Origin of the sequence: Corallococcus sp. AB030 (assembly GCF_003668965.1) — a bacterium.
In the GTDB taxonomy this organism is placed as follows: Bacteria; Myxococcota; Myxococcia; order Myxococcales; family Myxococcaceae; genus Corallococcus; species Corallococcus exiguus.
In genome coordinates this window covers 31,986-49,888 of record NZ_RAWQ01000013.1, presented here as the reverse complement: position 1 = coordinate 49,888, position 17,903 = coordinate 31,986, and the positions used below count along the sequence as shown (strand labels likewise).

The 17,903-nt window shown below is 71.9% G+C and carries 16 protein-coding genes and 2 pseudogenes; 13 read left to right on the top strand and 5 right to left on the bottom strand.

Annotated elements, in window-relative coordinates; all coding sequences use genetic code 11:
- Positions 1-43: 43 nt before the first annotated feature.
- A complete protein-coding gene (locus D7Y15_RS45175) occupies positions 44-427 on the bottom strand; it encodes a GIY-YIG nuclease family protein (protein WP_126935224.1) in 384 nt (127 codons plus the stop codon).
- The gene (locus tag D7Y15_RS45170; protein ID WP_172808733.1) at positions 414-986 is read right to left on the bottom strand and encodes a hypothetical protein; all 573 of its coding nucleotides are present in this window, start codon (positions 984-986) and stop codon (positions 414-416) included. Before D7Y15_RS45170 ends, D7Y15_RS45175 begins: the two co-directional genes overlap by 14 nt.
- Before the next feature lie 249 nt (positions 987-1,235).
- Between D7Y15_RS45170 and D7Y15_RS05375 the strand changes: the two genes are divergently transcribed.
- Positions 1,236-2,567: a hypothetical protein gene (locus tag D7Y15_RS05375; protein ID WP_121751888.1), complete on the top strand. Its 1,332-nt coding sequence runs from the start codon at positions 1,236-1,238 to the stop codon at positions 2,565-2,567.
- A 182-nt stretch (positions 2,568-2,749) separates the two neighbouring features.
- On the opposite strand, the gene D7Y15_RS05370 is transcribed toward D7Y15_RS05375, so the two are convergent.
- Complete coding sequence (locus tag D7Y15_RS05370) at positions 2,750-3,256, bottom strand: hypothetical protein (protein WP_120578856.1); 507 nt, start codon at positions 3,254-3,256, stop codon at positions 2,750-2,752.
- 2 nt (positions 3,257-3,258) lie between these two features.
- Positions 3,259-3,702, bottom strand: coding sequence for a hypothetical protein (locus D7Y15_RS05365; protein WP_121751887.1), 444 nt, complete (start codon positions 3,700-3,702; stop codon positions 3,259-3,261).
- 278 nt (positions 3,703-3,980) lie between these two features.
- On the opposite strand from D7Y15_RS05365, the pseudogene D7Y15_RS46725 reads away from it, so the two are divergent.
- The 4 genes and pseudogenes from D7Y15_RS46725 to D7Y15_RS46720 all read left to right on the top strand — a co-directional run.
- Positions 3,981-4,205: pseudogene (locus D7Y15_RS46725) on the top strand (phage tail protein); the annotation flags it as partial.
- Positions 4,206-4,315: 110 nt separating this feature from the next.
- Entirely contained in the window at positions 4,316-4,567 is a 252-nt protein-coding gene (locus D7Y15_RS44625; RefSeq protein ID WP_158629012.1) for a hypothetical protein, read from the top strand.
- Positions 4,564-4,968 (top strand): phage minor tail protein L, encoded by a 405-nt coding sequence (locus D7Y15_RS44620; RefSeq protein ID WP_158629011.1) that lies wholly within the window; start codon positions 4,564-4,566, stop codon positions 4,966-4,968. The genes D7Y15_RS44625 and D7Y15_RS44620 overlap by 4 nt, the downstream gene beginning before the upstream one ends.
- A 292-nt stretch (positions 4,969-5,260) precedes the next feature.
- Positions 5,261-5,461: pseudogene (locus tag D7Y15_RS46720) on the top strand (tyrosine-type recombinase/integrase); the annotation flags it as partial.
- 148 nt (positions 5,462-5,609) lie between these two features.
- On the opposite strand, the gene D7Y15_RS05345 reads toward D7Y15_RS46720, so the two are convergent.
- On the bottom strand, positions 5,610-7,070 hold the full coding sequence (locus tag D7Y15_RS05345; protein WP_121751884.1) for a sigma-54 dependent transcriptional regulator: 1,461 nt from the start codon (positions 7,068-7,070) through the stop codon (positions 5,610-5,612).
- Between the two features lie 176 nt (positions 7,071-7,246).
- Here D7Y15_RS05345 and D7Y15_RS05340 point away from each other — a divergent pair, with 176 nt between their 5' ends.
- The 8 genes from D7Y15_RS05340 to D7Y15_RS05305 all read left to right on the top strand — a co-directional run bounded on the left by D7Y15_RS05340 (position 7,247) and on the right by D7Y15_RS05305 (position 17,841).
- Positions 7,247-7,996, top strand: a complete 750-nt coding sequence (locus tag D7Y15_RS05340) for an OmpA family protein (protein ID WP_120576045.1) — start codon at positions 7,247-7,249, stop codon at positions 7,994-7,996.
- A gap of 23 nt (positions 7,997-8,019) precedes the next feature.
- On the top strand, positions 8,020-8,454 hold the full coding sequence (locus tag D7Y15_RS05335; protein ID WP_120576036.1) for a chemotaxis protein CheW: 435 nt from the start codon (positions 8,020-8,022) through the stop codon (positions 8,452-8,454).
- Between the two features lie 4 nt (positions 8,455-8,458).
- Positions 8,459-8,827, top strand: a complete 369-nt coding sequence (locus D7Y15_RS05330) for a protein CrdC (RefSeq protein WP_120563960.1) — start codon at positions 8,459-8,461, stop codon at positions 8,825-8,827.
- Positions 8,824-10,668, top strand: a complete 1,845-nt coding sequence (locus D7Y15_RS05325) for a methyl-accepting chemotaxis protein (RefSeq protein ID WP_120576038.1) — start codon at positions 8,824-8,826, stop codon at positions 10,666-10,668. The genes D7Y15_RS05330 and D7Y15_RS05325 overlap by 4 nt, the downstream gene beginning before the upstream one ends.
- 2 nt (positions 10,669-10,670) lie before the next feature.
- Positions 10,671-12,482: a methyl-accepting chemotaxis protein gene (locus D7Y15_RS05320; RefSeq protein ID WP_121751883.1), complete on the top strand. Its 1,812-nt coding sequence runs from the start codon at positions 10,671-10,673 to the stop codon at positions 12,480-12,482.
- On the top strand, positions 12,479-15,406 hold the full coding sequence (locus tag D7Y15_RS05315) for a response regulator (RefSeq protein WP_121751882.1): 2,928 nt from the start codon (positions 12,479-12,481) through the stop codon (positions 15,404-15,406). Before D7Y15_RS05320 ends, D7Y15_RS05315 begins: the two co-directional genes overlap by 4 nt.
- Before the next feature lie 111 nt (positions 15,407-15,517).
- Positions 15,518-16,576 (top strand): chemotaxis-specific protein-glutamate methyltransferase CheB, encoded by a 1,059-nt coding sequence (cheB, locus tag D7Y15_RS05310; protein ID WP_120576041.1) that lies wholly within the window; start codon positions 15,518-15,520, stop codon positions 16,574-16,576.
- An 11-nt stretch (positions 16,577-16,587) separates the two neighbouring features.
- Positions 16,588-17,841, top strand: coding sequence for a protein-glutamate O-methyltransferase CheR (locus D7Y15_RS05305; protein WP_120576042.1), 1,254 nt, complete (start codon positions 16,588-16,590; stop codon positions 17,839-17,841).
- The last annotated feature ends 62 nt before the right edge of the window (positions 17,842-17,903 follow it).

Below are 17,903 nucleotides of genomic sequence, written 5' to 3'. Positions count from 1 at the left end.
AGCGCCATTCGCCTGGGCGCGGAGGTCGGTTGAACCCACCGTGTCAGGTCCTGGGCGGCGTGTTGTAGCCGGCGTCGCCGTAGGGCTTCAGGCGCTCCAGCCACATCTCCTCCAGCACCTTCAGCTCCTCCACGGGCGGAGGGCCGCCGGGCTCCTCGCGAGGTGGGAGCTTGTCCAGCACCTCAAAGGAGAAGGCTGCCTCGCCGTGGCGCTCCCAGTCCGCTTGCAGCTCGGGGACGCGGTGCATGCGCTGGGCGAACTCGAACCGGATGCGGTTGAACATCGCGGTCAGGTTGAGGGCGTGGCCCACGAACAGCTTGCCGTTGGCGTGGCAGCGGATGGCGTAGATGCCCATGGGCACCTCCGCTTCCTTGTAGGCGCGCTTGCGTTCCGAGCGGGCCGCGCGCGAGTCGTCACCGGACGCCATGGTTGCCTCCGAGGCCCAGCGAGACGAGCTTCGCCTCCAGCCGCTCCTTCGCGGCAAGGTCGCGCGGGCGCACCCAGTCGCGGCCCATGCGCTCCCAGTCCACGTCCCGCGAGTCGATGCCCAGCGCCTGGAGGAAGTCGGCCCCGCAGATGAAGCACTGCTCGCGGAAGGGGAAGAGGAAGCCGCCCTGCGCGTCGAGTGAACGCGATGCCTCCTCGTAGGTGGAGAACCACCGGTTGAGGAACGGGCTCAGGCCCTTCTGGAAGAAGGCGCGCGTGTCCAGCGCCCGCGCACCGCCCTCCAGGGCCTGCTTCAGCTCCGTCCAGGTGGTGTGCCCTGCTTCGCGCGCGACGACGGCGAGCCCGTGCTTGTGCTGCACGGCGTCCCGGCGCGCGAGCACCTCGCCCAGGGGCAGGGCCGCGAAGAAGGGCAGGGCGCGCATCCGTTCCGCGGCGCGCGTGGCGCGGGCCGTGTCGGACGAGTCCAGGTCCTTGAGGAGCAGGGACGCGCGGACCTTGTACTCATGAAGCGTGACGGGGAGGGTGCTGCCGGTTCCCATGACGAATCCTCCGTGCTGGCCCTCACCCGTTGGGGGACCGTGGAAGGACTTCATCGGGGCTCTGGCGACAGCGGGTGAAGCGAGGGTGACGTCGTCTTTCCGGGCGGCGGGCACCCCTCGGCACCCGTGAGGCACAATAGACCAGACGCGCCGCGCGGGCGTCAACGCGGCTGGCGGCAAGTGGCCGGGAGGGCACACCATGACTCGGACCATCCCCAGGGGGCGCGTGCCGGGTATGTTCCGGCGGTGATGCCCGAACGCGCACGCACAACTCCCTCCCTGAACGACCATGCTGTATCCGGCCTGGAGGCCGAGCGGATCCTGGAGGGCGGCGCGGAGCTCATCTCCGGGGCGCTGCGCCCCCATGCCGAGTTGGAGGCCGTGCTGTCGGCCCGTGGCTGGAAGCGCCGGTTCCTGAAGCACCCGGAGCGGGTGTCGGCCCTCGTGGCTGGGGACAGAGGGGTGCGGGAAGCGCTGGAGCGGGTGCACCGCCGCGCGGCGGTGGAGGCGTGGACCGAGGACGTCCCCGTCCTGCGGCAGGCCCGGGCGCTGTCCGCGCGGCGCGAGCGCCTCACCCGGCTCGCGCGGCAACGGCTGGACACGTTGACGGTCGCGCCTCCGGACGTGAGCCTCGAAGAGGCGCTGACGCGGTTGGAGGCCTTGCTTCGCCAGCCTGTCAGCAAGGCGCTGAAAGAGGGCGAGGTGCTCGTCTTCGAGCCCGCCCACGGCCGGTCGAGGGAGCCGGGCCCGGGCATGGGCGGCATGAACGTGCCCTCTCTCCCTCTCCTGATGGTGCCGTTGGGCGCATTGCTCTTCATCCTCCTCCTGGCCTCTGGTCTTCCCTGGGCCCGGGAGTTGGGGATGGCCTTCCTGGGGCTCTCCCTGGGAGGCCCCCTGGTGTGGTCCGTGCTGCGCTCCGGCAGGGTGCGGATCACCAGCGAGCGGGTCCTCTGGACGCCCGTGTTCGGCGCGGCACAGGCGGTGCGTCTGGACTCGATCCTGGATGACGGCGTCCACCTGGACCGGAGCCAGTTCGACCTGGTGGTGAAGGGCGACCGCCGGCTGTGCGCGCGCAGCGTGCGGGATGCCCTGGGGTTGATGCTCTCGCTGGAGCTGCATCGTCAGCCACCCCTCCTCGGCGCGGCGGCTCGGTCGGGCGAGCAGCTGGAGGACATGGCCCTCCTCCCCGCGAAGGTGGGGGACGTCGACGGGGTCTGCGTCCTGCGGCCCCACGCGCTGGCGTTCATCCCCGACAGGCGCGGCCCCCAGGCGCTTCAGGCCGTCACCGGCAAGCCCACGCCGCTGAAGGGGTTCGAGGCGGACCGGGTGTTGGAGGAACTGCGCTGGCTGCCCGCGGCGGAGTTCGACGCCTGTGTCTCCCGCGTGGTGAAGGCCACGGGAGGGCTTGCCTGGACCCCGGGGGATGCGCACTTCGTTCCGGGCCCGCCGATATGGATGGCGATCCGGATCAAGCGCGGTGAGCAGGTGCTGCTCGCCCGGGCGGACTGGCTCTATCGCGCCGCCGCCGAGAGGATTCTTCAGGGCTGGCGCAAGCGCCCCGCGCCTCCGCCCCCAGAGTAGGGAGCGGTCCATCCGAGCGCTTACGACTCGGACTGGGCGTCCTCCTTCGCGTGCACGTCCACCCCGTCCTGCTGGAGGCGCGTCGCCACTGCGCAGGTGATGTGGGAGTAGATGTCGCCTGGCCAGGATGACGTACACCTTCGTCAGGGAGCGGTAGGCGGGAGGTGCCGCAGCCCTGCCCGTCAAGATGGGTGAGCAGCCCATCCTCTCACGTCGTCCTGGTTGCCAAGCTCCAGGAGGGCGTCACGCGGGTAGTTCTCCAGGTCCTCCTCCAGCCACCGTTCCCCGGGCCGGGAGAGGTGGAAGCGCAGTGTGCAGGCGTTGCTGCACCCGAGGATGGTGGTGAAACGCTCCTCCGCTGGCAGCACGCGCTGCAGTTCCAGCGCGAGCCGGAGGCCGTAGCCGACCTGCTCTTTCAGCGGCAGCCGACGCTCCCACGGCTCCTCGTCGAAGGAGCCCACGAAGTCGGCGACGTGCACCTTGTTCGTGAAGCACTCGTAGCCGGTGGCGTCCGGGAAGGTGGGCTGAATGGCCGGGGCGACCTCCAGCGCCTGCCGCCGCCACACCCAGAGGCCATGCCTGCCGACGACACCCTCATCGAGCAGCGCCTGCATCCTCGGGGTGAGCGGGCGCGACTGCACCGCCTGGACCTGGGCGTTTCGCAGGTACGCCTGCATCAGCACGTTCAACCTCACAGGGCCACCTCGCCCAGGTAGTACAGCCCCTTCTGGACGGACGAGGCAAACTTGGCGTCCGTTGTCAGCAGTTCGTTCACCCAGCGGGGCGCGTTGGTGAAGCTGCGCGTCGCGGGGTTGTACAGGTACTTCGCCCCCGTCTGCGCATCCTGGAAGTGGATCTGTCCGGGGCGCACGCCGGGCGCCGGGTTCTCCACATCGAGGCGGACCCTCCCCTTCTGCCACAGCGTCTTGCTGTCGATGCGCGTCCCACGCGCGCCGAGCATCCGCTCCGCGGGCGCGTCGGCTCCACAGGCCTCGTAGGCGCCCGGGTGTCGCTTGAGGCAACAGGAGACCGTGCTATCCGACTGATTGCACTCGGTGGCCGGGATGACGGCCGCTCCACACCCGCCCCAGAGGCTGGCCAGCAGGCACACCAGCAACGCGCGCAGGTTAGACATGGGCTCCCCTCGCCCGCGGCGTTAACCGCAGGGCTGGTGGGAAGCGTGCGCGCTCGTCATCGCACAGTGGCAGGGAACTGCGCGGCGCGGTGTCCGTTCATAGACAAGCGGTTCGCGCAACGCCCAGTGGGGGACGGAGGAGCCGAACTACCGGGCAAGAACTCCGCCCGTCCGACTCGAACTGCCGGGCCACTTGCCGACCACAGCCGGATTTTGTCCGCGCCTCCGCCGAATGTGGCCCGCATGTGCAGGCTGACTCTCGGCGGGAGGCGGTAGGCATGGAGCGCTTCCCTTTCACCCCGGACTATGGGGCCCAGGCGGACTCGGTGCCCCGGGTGCGCAAGGCTCAGTTCGGCGAGGGTTACACCCAGCGCTCCTTGGACGGCCTCAACCCCGTCCTGCGCCGCTGGGCCCTCCAGTTCTCCAGCCTCACGAAAGTAGACGCGGACACCCTGGAGGCCTTCCTGCGCGCCCGCGCGGGCGTCGAGGCCTTCGAGTTCATCACCCCGGACACGGCCTGGGCCGTCACCGCGCAGCCGTTCGGGATAGGGGATGGGCCCGGACGCAGTGGCTCCTGCAGCGACCGCTCTCCCCGGAGGTGCCGGAGCTGCTGGTGCCTGCCACGGGCTGGACGGCTCCGCCCGCCGTCTACGTCGCGGGCGTCGTCCAGATGGAGGGGACTGCCTACACGCTCTCCGCCTCGGGACTCGTCACCTTCGCCGTGGCGCCAGGCGCCGGGGCCGCGCTCACCTTCACCGGAGCGGGCGAACTGGCGGCGCACGTCGTGTGCGAGGAGTGGCACCGTGTCGCGAAGGGCTTCAACGCCTACGACTTCACCGCGACGTTCCAGGAGGAGGCAGGGTGAGCATCGCCAGAGACATCCAGAGGCTGGACGCGGGGGCCCTCGTGGAGCTCTTCGTCCTGGACGCCACCAACCTGCCAAGCGGAGGCGTCAGCCACTTCCACGCGGGGACCAATGGCCTCTGCGGGCCCGTCGTCTGGCAGGGCATGGCCTACGAGCCCTGGGCCATCCAGGTGAAGGGCTTCGACAGGTCGGGCATGGGGCGCTTGCCCCGGCCCACCCTGACGCTCGCCAACGTCGCCGGCACCATCGGCGCCATGGCGAGGGACCTGAACGACCTGCTGGGCGCGCGTGTCCTCCGGAAGCGCACCTTCGTCCGCTACTTGGACGCGGTGAACTTTCCCGGAGGCGTCAATTCCACCGCCTCGCCGCTGGACGCCTTCCCGGACGCCTCCCGATGCTGACGACCATCGTCCTGGGTGGGCCCCTGGGGAAGCGCTTCGGGCGCGTCTGGAAGCTGGACCTCTCCGTGCCCTCGCCCGCCGTTGGGGGCCCTGAAGTGGTCGGACATCGACTGGGACGCCGGGGAGCACGGCGTCATCCACGTCCGGCGAAGCTGCTCCAGGAGCACGACGAAGGGTTCGAAGGAGCGGCTCGTGCCCATCCACCCGCAGCTCCGCCCAGAGCTGGACGCCTACAGGCAGCGCGTCGTGGGGAGGGGATGGACTCGTCTTCCCGGCACCGCGGAAGGGCGGCATGCGCCACACGAGCTGGCATGTGACGAAGCTTCTGCGCTCCATCGCCAACCGGGCTGGCGTGACGCTGCCGGCGGGCTTCACCTTCCACGGCCTCCGGAAGCAGTTCGGTAGCTTCGTCCATCAGGCCACCGGGGACCTCGTGGCCACCCAGCGCCTGTTGGGGCACGCGTCCCCCCAGGTGACGGCCGCCATCTACCTGGCGGCCGACGTCGCGCACCTGGCACGGCAGGTTGGCCGGTTCCGGGTGGTTTCAGGAATGGCGGACGAGCACACGGCGAGCACACGGACCAGCCACGGGGCGGTCCGCGAGGGCAGTACCTCTAAAAAGGAGCAGCAAATGCAGGCATTTACGATTCAGACTGTCCGCGGCGCAGGCCCAGGGCCTTCATCTTCTTGTAGAAGTGACCCCGCTCCAGGTCGAGGATCCGCGCCGCCTCCGTCACGTTGTCATGCGTGTGGGCGAGCACCCGCTGGATGATCTCCCGCTCCGCGTTCTCCACCTGCTCGCGGAAGGTCTGATCCACGCGAGGCTTCCAGCCGCCCGGGTTCGCGCTGGCAGGCTCGGGGGCGGGCGCGGCCTGCGTGACGGCCGCGACGGGGGGCACGTCACCGCCCACGGTGGGCTCGGGCATGGGGGGCAGGGGACGGCCCCGGGGCAAGAGCTCCAGCGCGTCCGTGCGCGAGACGACCGGCCCCTCGCAGAGGATGGCCAGCCGCTCCACCAGGTTGCGCAGCTCACGCACGTTGCCCGGGTAGTCATACGCGCTCATCACCGCGAGCGCGTCCGGCGACAGTGCCAGGGGCCGCCGCCCGTTCTTCGCGCACGCCTCGCGCAGGAAGGTGTCGATGAGGTCCGGCAGGTCCTCGCGGCGCTCACGCAGCGGCGGCGAGTGAATCTGCACGACGTTGATCCGGTAGTAGAGGTCCTCGCGGAAGCGCCCCGCGGCGATCTCCTTCTCCAGGTTCTTGTTCGTCGCGGCGATGACGCGCACGTCCACCTTGAGCGTCTCCGCGCCGCCCACGCGCTCCAGTTCTCCCTCCTGGAGCACGCGCAGCAGCTTCGACTGCATCGCGGCCGGCATGTCGCCAATCTCGTCCAGGAAGAGGGTGCCTTCGTGCGCCAGCTCGAACTTGCCGCGCCGCACGCTCACCGCGCCGGTGAAGGCGCCCTTCTCGTGGCCGAACAGCTCGCTCTCGATGAGGTCGTGCGGCACCGCGGCGCAGTTGAGCTTCACGAACGGCCCGCCCTTGCGCCGGGAGTTCTGGTGAAGCGCCCGCGCGATGAGCTCCTTGCCGGTGCCGTTCTCACCGGTGATCAGCACGCGCCCCTCGCTGGGCGCCGTGCGCTGGATGAGGGAGAAGATGCGCTGCATGGCGGGCCCGCCGCCCACCATGTCGAAGCGGCCCAGCTGCGCGCGCAGCTCCTCCAACTCCTCCATCGCCGCCTGGTGCTTGAGCGCGTTGCGCAGCGCCACCAGCAGCTTGTCGCGCGCCAGCGGCTTCTCCAGGAAGTCGCGCGCCCCCAGCTGCGTCGCCTTCACCGCAGTGTCGATGGTGCCGTGGCCGGACATCATGATGACGGGCAGGTCCGGCTTGAGCGCCGTGAGCTTCGCCAGCACCGTGAGGCCGTCCATGTCCGGCATCTTCACGTCCATCAACACGGCGTCCACCGGCCGCGCGCTCACCACGTCCAGCGCCACCTGCCCGCTGCTGGCCAGCTCCGTGCGGTAGCCGGCCAACTGCAACGACTGGCTCAGGGTGAGGAGGATGTTCTTTTCGTCGTCAACGATGAGGACCGCAGCGGGCATGGGCAAACCGTTCACACTCTCACGGAAATAATCGGGGCATCAAGGGTCTCGTGTTGCCCGGAGGGGCAAGGAAAAGACAAATCTTTTGACTCTCCCCGGTGGGTGCGACTAGACGCGACAGCATCGGCCCGCTCCCTGTGGGCCTCTCTTTTCCCGTGGTTGCTGTCGGAGGAATGATGCGTCGGATTTCGCTTTGGGCCGGGTTGGCCCTCGCCGTGGCCGTGCTGACCGGGTGCCCGCCCACCTACCCCAAGTGCAACAACGACGAGCAGTGCCAGGAGAAGGGCGAGGTCTGCGTCCAGGGCCAGTGCCAGGAGTGCGCGACGGACGCGAACTGCCGCGAAGGCTTCACCTGCCAGGCCAACAAGTGCGCGCCCAAGCCGCCCGAGTGCACCACGGACGCGGCCTGTGGCACCGGCCGCATCTGTGAGGCCGGCAAGTGCGCCGAGGCCCAGTGCAAGGACGACTCCGCGTGCAACGGTGGCAAGTGCCAGGCCGGCCGCTGCCAGGCGCCCCGCGACACCTGCACCGCCAGCACCGACTGCGGTGAGGGCCAGGAGTGCCAGTCCGGCAAGTGCGTGACGGCGGACGCCTCCTCGCGCTGCGACTACTCGGCGGTGCGCTTCGGCTTCAACGAGTCCACCCTGGACTCCAGCGCGCAGTCCCGCCTGGGCGACCTGGCGGCCTGCATCAAGGCCAGCCAGGGCAAGATCACCCTGGGCGGCCACGCGGACGAGCGCGGCACGGAGGAGTACAACCTCCAGCTGTCCAACCGCCGCGCCGCGGCCGTGAAGCGCTACCTGGTCGACCTGGGCGTGCCGTCCAACCGGCTTTCCACGGTGGGCTATGGTGAGACCCGCCCGGTGTCCAGCGCGGCCACCGAGGAAGGCTGGGCGGAGAACCGCCGCGTGGAGTTCCAGCGCTAGTTCTGGGGTAGGCTCTGGCGCGCATGGCCGCCCTAGAGTCTGAAGCGCGTCAGTCCTACCTTGTCTTCGCGTGTGGAAGCAGTTGGTACGCGGTGCCCGCGGAAGCCGCGGCGGAGGTCGTTACCTTCCCCGAGCTGACGCGGGTACCGGGTTCCCCGCCCCACCTGTTGGGTGTGTTCGCGCACCGGGGTGAAGTCATCCCCGTCGTGGACATGAGCCTGCTGGTGGGCGGGGTTACCGCCGGGTCCCGCCGCGCCGTCCTGGTGCGGCTGTCCCGAGGCACCCTCGCCCTCACGGCCAGCAGCGTCGCCGGCGTGTCCGCGCTGATGGGACCGCTGGAGCCCCTGGGCCCCTCGGGCGTGCACGTCCATCTGCGCGGCCCCGTGAAGAGCGGCTCGCGAGACGTGGCCGTCATCGACCCGGAAGGCCTCTTCGACCACCTCAGCCAGGGCAGCTAGCCTCATGCTTCCCGCGGGCCGGGTCGAAGGGACGCTCCTGTGCCACGTGGGGCCGCACCGCATCGCCTTCGAGGCGGGCGAGGTGGCCTCCATCGCCGCGCCGGACGCGGGCACCGTGTCCGCCCACCGGGCCTTCCTGGGGGCCGGGGGCGCCCAGCGCGTGCTGGTGACGGCCACCGGAGGGACGGTGGGCGTGGACGGGTTGGAGATCGACTCGGAGGTGCTGTCCGTGCTGCCGCCCTCGCCGGTGGTGGCGGGGTCCTCCGGAGGCAGCCTGCGCGGCTTCGTCATCACGCGCGGGGTGCTCTGGCCGCTGTTGAGCCTGGACGCCTTCCAACGCTACCTGCGCGGGCTGGACGGGGAGGGCGCATGATGGCGCCGCTGGAAGTGCGCGCCCTGGGCCGCTGGACGACGCGGCCGCGCATCCCGGGCAGCTGCCTGGGCGTGGCTATCGCGTTCCTCCACATCCACCTGTCGCACACGCTGCCGGAGACCGGGCGCACGCCGCTGACGTGGCTGATGTTGGGCGCGCTCGTGCTCTTCATCAGCGTGGGGTACGCGCGCGACACGCGGGCCCTGCGCACGCTCTTCGCGCTGGGCGAGGGCCGGCTGCCCGCCACGTCCGAGCACCTGCTGGTGGCGGTCCAGGAGGTGGCGGCCATCCCCGGCCGCAGCTTCTGGTTCGTGATGCAGGGCTGGCTGGGCGGCACGCTGACGGTGGCCCTGGCCTTCCCCACCCTGGCGGACGTGCCGTGGACGGAGGGCGTGCGGGTGATGGTGCTGGGGCTGTCCATCGGGCCCCTGAGCGCCATGCTCACCTACCTGATGGTGGTGCGCCGCGCGCGGGCCACGTTGGACCGGCTGGTGTCGCTGGGGCTGGCGCCGCTGGAGGTGCTGGCCGCGCTGCCGCCCCGGCGCATGCACATCCGCCGCAGGCTGGTGGTCTTCACCGCCATCGCGGTCCTGAGCCCGTCGCTCTTCATCCTGGACGTGGCCTTCACGCGCACGGTGACGGTGGTGGACGCGTGGACCCAGGCCACCACGCCGGAGGCGCGCATGGAGGTGATGGCGCGGGCGCGCGAAGGAGGCGGGCCGCCCCTGGGGCTCATCGCGGGGATCGTCACGCTGCTCATCCTGGGCACCGCGGCGCTCGCGGGCACGGCGCTGTCGGAGCCCCTGCGCGCCATCACCGAGGACGCGACGCGCATCGCGCGCGGCGAGGTGCGGCCCCCGCGCGTCATCCACGCGGAGGACGAGGTGTGGGCCACCTCCGCGGCCTTCACCCAGATGCAGGTGCAGCTGGTGCAGGCCCTGTCGCAGCTCAAGCGGGCGGGCATTCAAATCTCCTCCACCACCGAGCAACTGGTGGCCACCAGCACGGAGCAGGAGGTGGGCGCGGACGAGCAGGCCGGGGCGCTCAACGCCACCAGCGCCACCACGGAGGAGCTGGCCCGGTCCGCGCAGCAGATCGCCGACAACGCGGAGTCCGTGTCCACCATCGCGGAGACGACCTTCGGCGCGGCGCAGTCCGGCCAGCGCGGCGCCACCGCCTTCCTGGGCGCCATGCAGCGCATGAAGGAGGACAACGAGGCCATCGCGGAGGCGGTCGTTCGCCTCAACAAGCGCGTGCAGCAGATTGGCAAGGTGGTGGAGTTCATCAACGAGATCGCCGACAAGTCGGACCTGCTGGCGCTCAACGCGGAGCTGGAGGGCACCAAGGCGGGCGAGGTGGGGCGGGGCTTCTCGCTGGTGGCGGCGGAGATGCGCCGGCTGGCGGAGAACGTCATCCGCTCCACGAAGGAGATTGAAGGCCTCATCGGGGAGATCCGCGACGCGACGAACGGCGCGGTGATGGCCACGGAGGCGGGGCTGAAGACGACGGAGCTGGGCACGCTGCTGGCGGCGCAGGTGGACGACAGCCTGAGCCTCATCCTGGAGCTGGCGCGGCAGACGTCGCACGCGGTGCGCAGCATCTCGCTGGCGACGCTGCAGCAGCAGACGGGCACGGATCAGCTCGCGGCGGCCATGGGGGACATCCTCCGCGTCACCGAGCAGAACGCCGCGGCCACCAAGCAGATGGTTGCGGCCAACGCGGACCTGTCCGCCCTGGCGGCGGACCTCCAGCACGTGGTGCGGCGCTTCCATGTCGAGCCGACTGGCGGCGAATCCACCGGAGCTTCCGGCGGGGCTCCTGTCGCGACGGGAGGTGGGTGACAATGGACCACTCCTCGCGCTCGGACTCCCGGCGGGCCGCCTTCAGTCAGCAGCTGATGTTCCCCGTGCCGCTGGCGAACCTGGTCGGCTCCACGCTGGGGCTGCACTTCGCGTCGCTCGTGGTGGGCAGTCCGCTGTCCCAGAAGCTGGGGTCGCTCGTCGTCCTGGTGGTGGGCGTGAGCGCGCTGCACATGCTCCTGGGCGTGGGCGTGTCCCTGCGCCGCTTCCCCCGGCTGCGGGCCCTGGAGCGCGGAGTGCTGCCGCCCACGCCGGAGCACCTGGCGACGGCGGTGGGCGAGGTGGCGCGCGCGCCGGGCGAGGCGTTCTTCCGCTCGCTGGGGTTGTGGGCGCTGACCACGGGCGTGGTGGCGATGGCGCTCTGGTCGGGCAGGGACCTGTCGGGGCGCGACACCCTGCGGGTCGCGGGCCTGGGGGCGCTGTTCGGTCCGCTCTCGTCGCTGCTCGTGTACGGGCTCGTCACGTTGAGGGCGCGGCGCGGCGTGCTGTGGGTGGCGGAGCAGGGGCTGACGCACGCGCAGGTCATCGCCGCGCTGCCCCGGCGCTCGCGCATCCGCGCGCGGCTGGTGGCCTTCACCGCCATCTGCGTGGTGACGCCCGCGGTGATGTGCGCGCAGGTCGTCACGGCGCTGACGGACCGGCTCTTCAACCGGCTGGTGGACGGAGGCAGCCCGGCCGCGCAGGGCGTGCTGGTGGACGCGTTCACGTCCAGCGCGCTCCTGTGCGCGGTGGTGTTCGGCCTGGCGCTGGCCACGGCGTACCTGGGCGGAACGCTGCTGGGGCGGCCCATGCGGGAGCTGTCCGGCGAGGCGCGCCGCATCGCCGCGGGCGACCTGGCCAGTCCCCGGCTGGTGCCCGCGGAGGACGAGGTGTGGGCGGTGTCCGCGGCCTTCACCACGATGCGCACGCACCTGGCGGACGTGCTCGCGGAGCTTCAGCGCGCGGGCTCGCAGATTTCGGCCACCACGGAGGAGATTCTCAGCACCTCCGGGCGCTACGAGGCCGGCGCCGCGGAGCAGGCCAGCAGCCTGGACGAGACGAGCGCCACCACGGAGGAACTGGCGCGCTCGGCGAAGCAGATCGCGGACAACGCGAGCTCGGTGGCGGAGATCGCCCAGCGCACGCTGGCGGCGGCCCAGGGCGGGCAGCGCAGCGCGGAGTCCTTCCTGGGGGCCATGTCGCGCATGCGCCAGGACAACCACGCCATCGGCTCGGCGGTGGGGCGGCTGGACAAGCGCGTGCAGCAGATCGGGAAGATCGTCGAGTTCATCAACGGCGTCGCGGACAAGTCGGACCTGCTGGCGCTCAACGCGGAGCTGGAGGGCACCAAGGCGGGCGAGGTGGGGCGGGGCTTCTCGCTGGTGGCGGCGGAGATGCGCCGGCTGGCGGAGAACGTGCTGGAGTCCACGAAGGAGATTGAAGGACTCATCGAGGAGGTTCGCGAGGCCTCCGCCGCCGCGGTGACGGTCACGGGCGGCGGCGTGCGCGCGGTGGAGACGGGGACGGGGCTGGCGGAGCAGGTGTCCGAGTCGCTTCGCCAGATTGTCGACCTGGCGGGGCGGACGTCGGACTCGGTGCGGATCATCTCCCGGTCCACGCAGCAGCAGCAGGCGGGCACGGATCAGCTCGCGGAGACGATGGCGGACATCCTGCGCATCACGCAGCAGAGCCTCAACGCGACGAAGCAGGTGGGCGCGGCGAACGGGGACCTCCTGGGGCTGGCGCAGGACCTGCGCGGCGTGGTGGAGCGCTTCCAGATCCACCAGGCGACCCTGCGCAAGGGGGGCGGCGGGTGAACCCCAGCGAACGGCTCCTCAAGCAGTTCCGCGACCTGGTCACGGTCCGCCTGGAGCGCATCAACCGCTCCCTGATGGAGCTGGAGTCCGGGGGCAACCTGGAGGCCGGGCAGCGGGTGCTGCGCGAACTGCACGGGCTCAAGGGCGAGGCCCGGATGATGGGCTTCGGCGAAATCAACACGCTCGCGCATGAGATGGAGGAGTTGGTCCGGTGCGCGGAGCCGCAGCGCTACCGGCTGTCGTCGGAGTCCACCGACGCGCTGCTCGCCACGGCGGACACGGTGCTCGCGCTGTCGGGGGCGCTCCAGGCGGGAGAGCCGCTGCTGGCGGTGGAGACGCTGGTGGCGACGCTGCAGCAGCGGGTCATCGTGGAGTCCGCGCGTCCGGCAGAGGGTGGCCGGGCTTCGAAGTCAGAGGGCGCGTCGCACCTCATCGTGGCGGACCGCCGGGAGCCGTCCGGGGCCGTGGTCGTGCCCTCGCACTGGGGAACGCCCGCGTCACGCCCGGACGCACCGGTGGGCGCCGCCGCATCGCAGTTCCTCGCCACGGCCCTCCGGACAGAAGCCTCCGGGAGTCCGGCGGGTACGCACGGGGCGTCGTCCGCCGCAGGGGGCGCACCGGGCACCGCGCTCGGGAGCGCTGCTGCTGGCGCATCCCCAGGCTCGCACCTCGTCCATCCAGGTCACGGAGCGGCACCGGGCGCTGCGCACGGAAGTCCAGGACCTGGCCAGAGCGCGGGCGCCGCACCGGGCTCGCACGGTCTCCATCCGGGAGGCTCGGGCCATTCGCACCTCGTGGCTCCGGTGACGGGAAGCCCGGGGAGCGCACACCTCGTGGCCCCGGTGACGGGAAGCCCGGGGAGCGCACACCTCGTGGCTCCGGTGACGGGAAGCCCGGGGAGCGCACACCTCGTGGCTCCGGTGACGGGAAGCCCGGGGAGCGCACACCTCGTGGCCCCGGTGACGGGAAGCCCGGGGAGCGCACTCCTCGTGGCCCCGGTGACGGGAAGCCCGGGGAGCGCACACCTCGTGTCGCCCGCTCTTGGAAGCACGGGGGCGCACCTGGGTGGCGCCGCCGGCGGTTCAGGGAGCGCGCACCTCGTCGGCCCCGCGACGGGCACGTCCTCGAATCCAGCCGTGTCGCCTGGCACGCGGATGGTCGACACCGCCCGCTCGCGCCCGCCCGCCGCGTCGAAGCACGGAACCGCCACAGTGCGCACCGGCGACGTCCGCATGGACACGGCCGTGCGCATCGGCGTGGCCAGCCTGGACATGCTCACCAGCGCGGTCACCAACCTGGGCCAGGTGGCCCGCCGCCGCGAACTGGCCACCGCTCGCCGCCTGGAGCTTGTGCGCGAATTGAGCGAGCTGGCCCGGTCCGCGGAGGACCTGGGACCCGCGGGCATCCCGCTCGCGGAGCGCCTGGGCCGCGCCAAGGAGCTGGCCGCCACCCTGCACCGCGAGGCCAAGCTGCTCGCCAACGCGGAGCTGCGCGACCTGGATCAGGTGTCGGAGGAGATCCAGGGCCTGCGCATGCTGCCCCTCTCCGTCCTCTTCGAACCCTATCCCCGCATGGTCCGCGACCTGGCGCGGGAGCTGGGCAAGGAGGTGGAGCTCGTCGTGGACGGCGAGGACACCCGCGCGGACCGCTCCGTCGTGGAGGCCCTGCGCGAACCGCTCATGCACCTGGTCCGCAACGCGCTGGACCACGGCCTGGAGACGCGCGTGGACCGCGTCGCCTCCGGCAAGCACCCCCGGGGCTGCCTCACCCTGCGCGCCGCCCGCGAGGGCAGCCGCATCATCCTGCGCGTGGAGGACGACGGCGCGGGCATGGATCCAGCGCTCCTGCGGCGCGTGGCCGTGCGCCGGGGCGTGCTGGACGAGCCCGCCGCCAACGCCCTCTCCGACGCCGCCGCGCGCGAGCTCGTCTTCCTGCCCGGCTTCACCTCGCGCGAGGTGGTCACCGACCTGTCAGGTCGGGGCGTGGGGCTGGATGCCGTGCGTACGTCCCTCCAGGCCCTGGGCGGCGACGTGGGCGTGGAGTCCGCGCCCGGCTGGGGCACCATCTTCACCCTGCGCGTCCCGGTGTCCCTCACCGTGGCGCCCCTGCTCTTCGTCCAGGTCTTCGACGAGACGCTCGCCCTGAGCGCCGTCCACGTCTCCCGCGCCCTCAAGGTCGACGCCTCCGAGGTGGGAGAGGTCGCCGGCCGGCCCATCCTCCGAATGGAGGGACGCGTGCTGCCCTTCGCCTCGCTGGCGTCGCTCCTGGGGCTGGCCACCGAGCGCCCGGCCCGGGAGGGGGAGCTGGTGCTGGTGGTGAAGGGCCAGGGCATGGAGGCCGCACTGGCGGTGGACCGGGTGCTGGAGGAGCGCGTCCAGGCCATCCTCCCCTTGAAGGGCATCCTCGCGCGCTACCCGCACCTCACCGGGGCCACGTCGCTCGCGGACGGGCGGCTGGCCATGGTGCTGTCCGCGGCCGCGCTGGCGGCGGCCGTGCATGGCACCGCGCCCCTGAAGCTCGCCCGGCCCCCGGTGCGCGCGCCCGCGCCTCGCCGCCGCCGCATCCTGGTGGTGGACGACTCGCCCCTCACCCGGGAGCTGGTGGCCAACCTGCTGGAGGCGGTGGGGTACGACACCCTCCGGGCGGCGGACGGGCCCTCGGCGCTGGATCAGCTGGGGCAGGAGGGGCCTCCGGTGGAGCTGGTCGTCACCGACCTGGAGATGCCGGAGATGGACGGCGTGGAGCTCACCCGGCGCCTGAAGGCGGACCCGGCCCGGCGCGGGCTGCCCGTCGTCATCCTCACCACCCGGGGAGGGGAGGCGGACCGGGCGCGTGGGTTGGCGGCCGGGGCGGACGGCTACATCACCAAGGGCGACCTCGTCCGCCAGGACCTGGTGGACGTCGTGGGGCGGCTCCTGGCCTGAAGTCCCCGAAGGCTCCGAGAGGCTCGGCGCCGCCCGGAGAGCCGCCGGGAGACGCCCGGGGGCCCATCGCATTGCTATACTCCCGCGGCGCGTACGGGGTATTGAACGGACATGGGCAAGAAAGTGACGGTGCTGGTGGTGGATGACTCGGTCATCTGCCGTCAGCTCATCAGCGCGGCGTTGAGCGACGACCCGGACATCCTGGTCGTCGGCACCGCCGCGAACGGCCAGGAGGCCGTTGCCCTCACGAAGGAGCTGCGCCCCCACGTCATCACCATGGACGTGGACATGCCCGTCATGGACGGGCTCACGGCCGTGGAGCACATCATGGCCGAGTGCCCCACGCCCATCCTGGTGCTGACGGGCGATCCGCGCTCGCAGGCCCCCGCGCTGACGTACCGCGCGCTGGAGCTGGGCGCGCTGGCGCTGCAGATCAAGCCCTCCATCGACGCGGGGCCGGAGGCGTGGAACCTCACCAAGGAGGTGAAGCTCATCTCCTCCGTGCGCGTCATCCGCCATGTGCGCGGCCAGAAGCGCGGCCCGCCGGGGACGCCCCACACCCCGGTCGCGGTGCTGCCCGCGGCCTCCATGGGCATCGTCGCGGTGGCCGCCAGCACGGGCGGCCCGCAGGTGCTCTACCGGATGCTGTCGGAGCTGCCGGCGGACTTCCCGGCGCCCATCGTCATCGTCCAGCACATCAACGCCGCCTTCTCGGAGTCGCTGGCCAGCTGGCTCGCCAACGCGAGCAAGCTCAAGGTCCGGCTGGCGGTGGACGGGGACACGCTGCAGCCGGGGCTGGTGCTGGTGGCGCCGCCGGATCAGCACATGGTGGTGCCCGTGCGAGGCCGCGTGGCGCTCAAGCCCGGCGTGGAGCGCGACGGGCACATGCCCAGCGGCACCGTGCTGCTGGAGAGCGTGGCCAAGGTCTACGCCCGGCGCGCGGTAGGCGTGGTGCTCACCGGCATGGGCGCGGACGGGGCGGACGGGCTCCTGGCCATCAAGCAGGGCGGTGGGCTGGCGCTGGCGCAGAACGAGGAGTCCTGCGTGGTGTTCGGCATGCCGGGCGCGGCGGTGGAGCGCAAGGCGGTGGACCACCTCATCCACGGCGATGACGTCGCGGCCACCCTGGCGCGCCTGGCGCGCGGAGAGTCGCTGGCCGCAAGCCGCTGACCTCGCGCGCCATGACGTCCTCTCCCGAGCGCTGGACTCCCGTCCACGCCTGGCTCCAGGCCCACACGGGCATGGCGCTGAGCGGGGCCCAGCAGCGGCGGCTGGACGCGCGGCTGGACGCCCTGGGACACGGGCAGAGCGCGACGCGGCTGGTGGCGCACCTGCGCACGCCCACGGGAGCGGCGGACCTGGCGCGGTTGGTGGACGCGGTGGCGGTGCACACGTCGGAGGTGTTCCGGGACGAGGTGCAGCTGTCCGCCTTCCGCGAGCACGTGCTGTCGCCCCGGGTGCAGCGCTCCAAGACGCCGCTGCACGTGTGGAGCGCGGGCTGCGCGGCGGGCGAGGAGGTCGCCACGCTGCTCCTCCTGATGGCGCAGGAGGGCGCGGATCCCTCCAGCCGCGTGCTGGGCACGGACATCTCCGAACAGGTGCTGACCCGGGCGCGCGAATTGAGCTTCCTCGCGGATGCGCTCCGGCGCGTGCCGGAAGCCTCGCGCTCCCGCTACTTCGAGCCGAAGGGCCGGCGCCACTCGCTGGTGGCGTCGCTGCGCACGCAGGCGGAGTTCCGGCGCCACAACCTGATGGAAGCCCCGTATCCGGAGGCCCCCGGGGGCGGCGGGTTCGACATCATCTTCTGCCGCAACGTCCTCATCTACTTCACCCCGGAGGCCTTCCAGCGCACGGTGCGGAGCCTGAGCGAGCGGCTCGCGCCCGGCGGAGTGCTGGTGCTGTCCGCCGCGGAGCCGCTGCTCCAGGTGCCCCCGGAGTTGCGGCTGTTGCCCAGTGAGCACGCGTTCTTCTACGTGCGCGAGGACGCCGCGCCCGCGGAGCCTGTCCGGCCCAAGCGGGAATCCGGCCGGTTCCCGAGCATCGCCACCGGGCCCGCCGCGCCGAAGCCGGAAGCTCCGGCGGTTCCGCCCCCGGTTCCGCCCTCGGTTCCGGACGAAGCCGCGATGGCGCAGGCGGACTGGCTCTTCTCGTGCGTGCTGGACGGGGCCTCCACGGGCGTCCCGGACGAGAAGTCCGAGCGCGACCTGCGCCGGTGCCTGGACCTGGATCCGGACCACGTCGCCGCCCGCTACCTGCTGGGTCTCCTGCTGGAGCAGTGCGGCCAGCCCGGCGCCGCCCTGGAGGCCTACCGCCGGGCCCTGCGGGCGGTGGAGTCCGGGCGGGCGCGGCCGGTGCCCTTCTTCCTCAACCTGCCCCGGCTCCGGGTGGCCTGCGCCCGGGCGGTGGAGCGGCTGGAGGCGGAAGGGGCGCGCTGAAGGGCAGGGGGCGGCCGGGCGCGATGGAAACAGAAGCGGCGCGCGGGGCACTTTGGACCTAG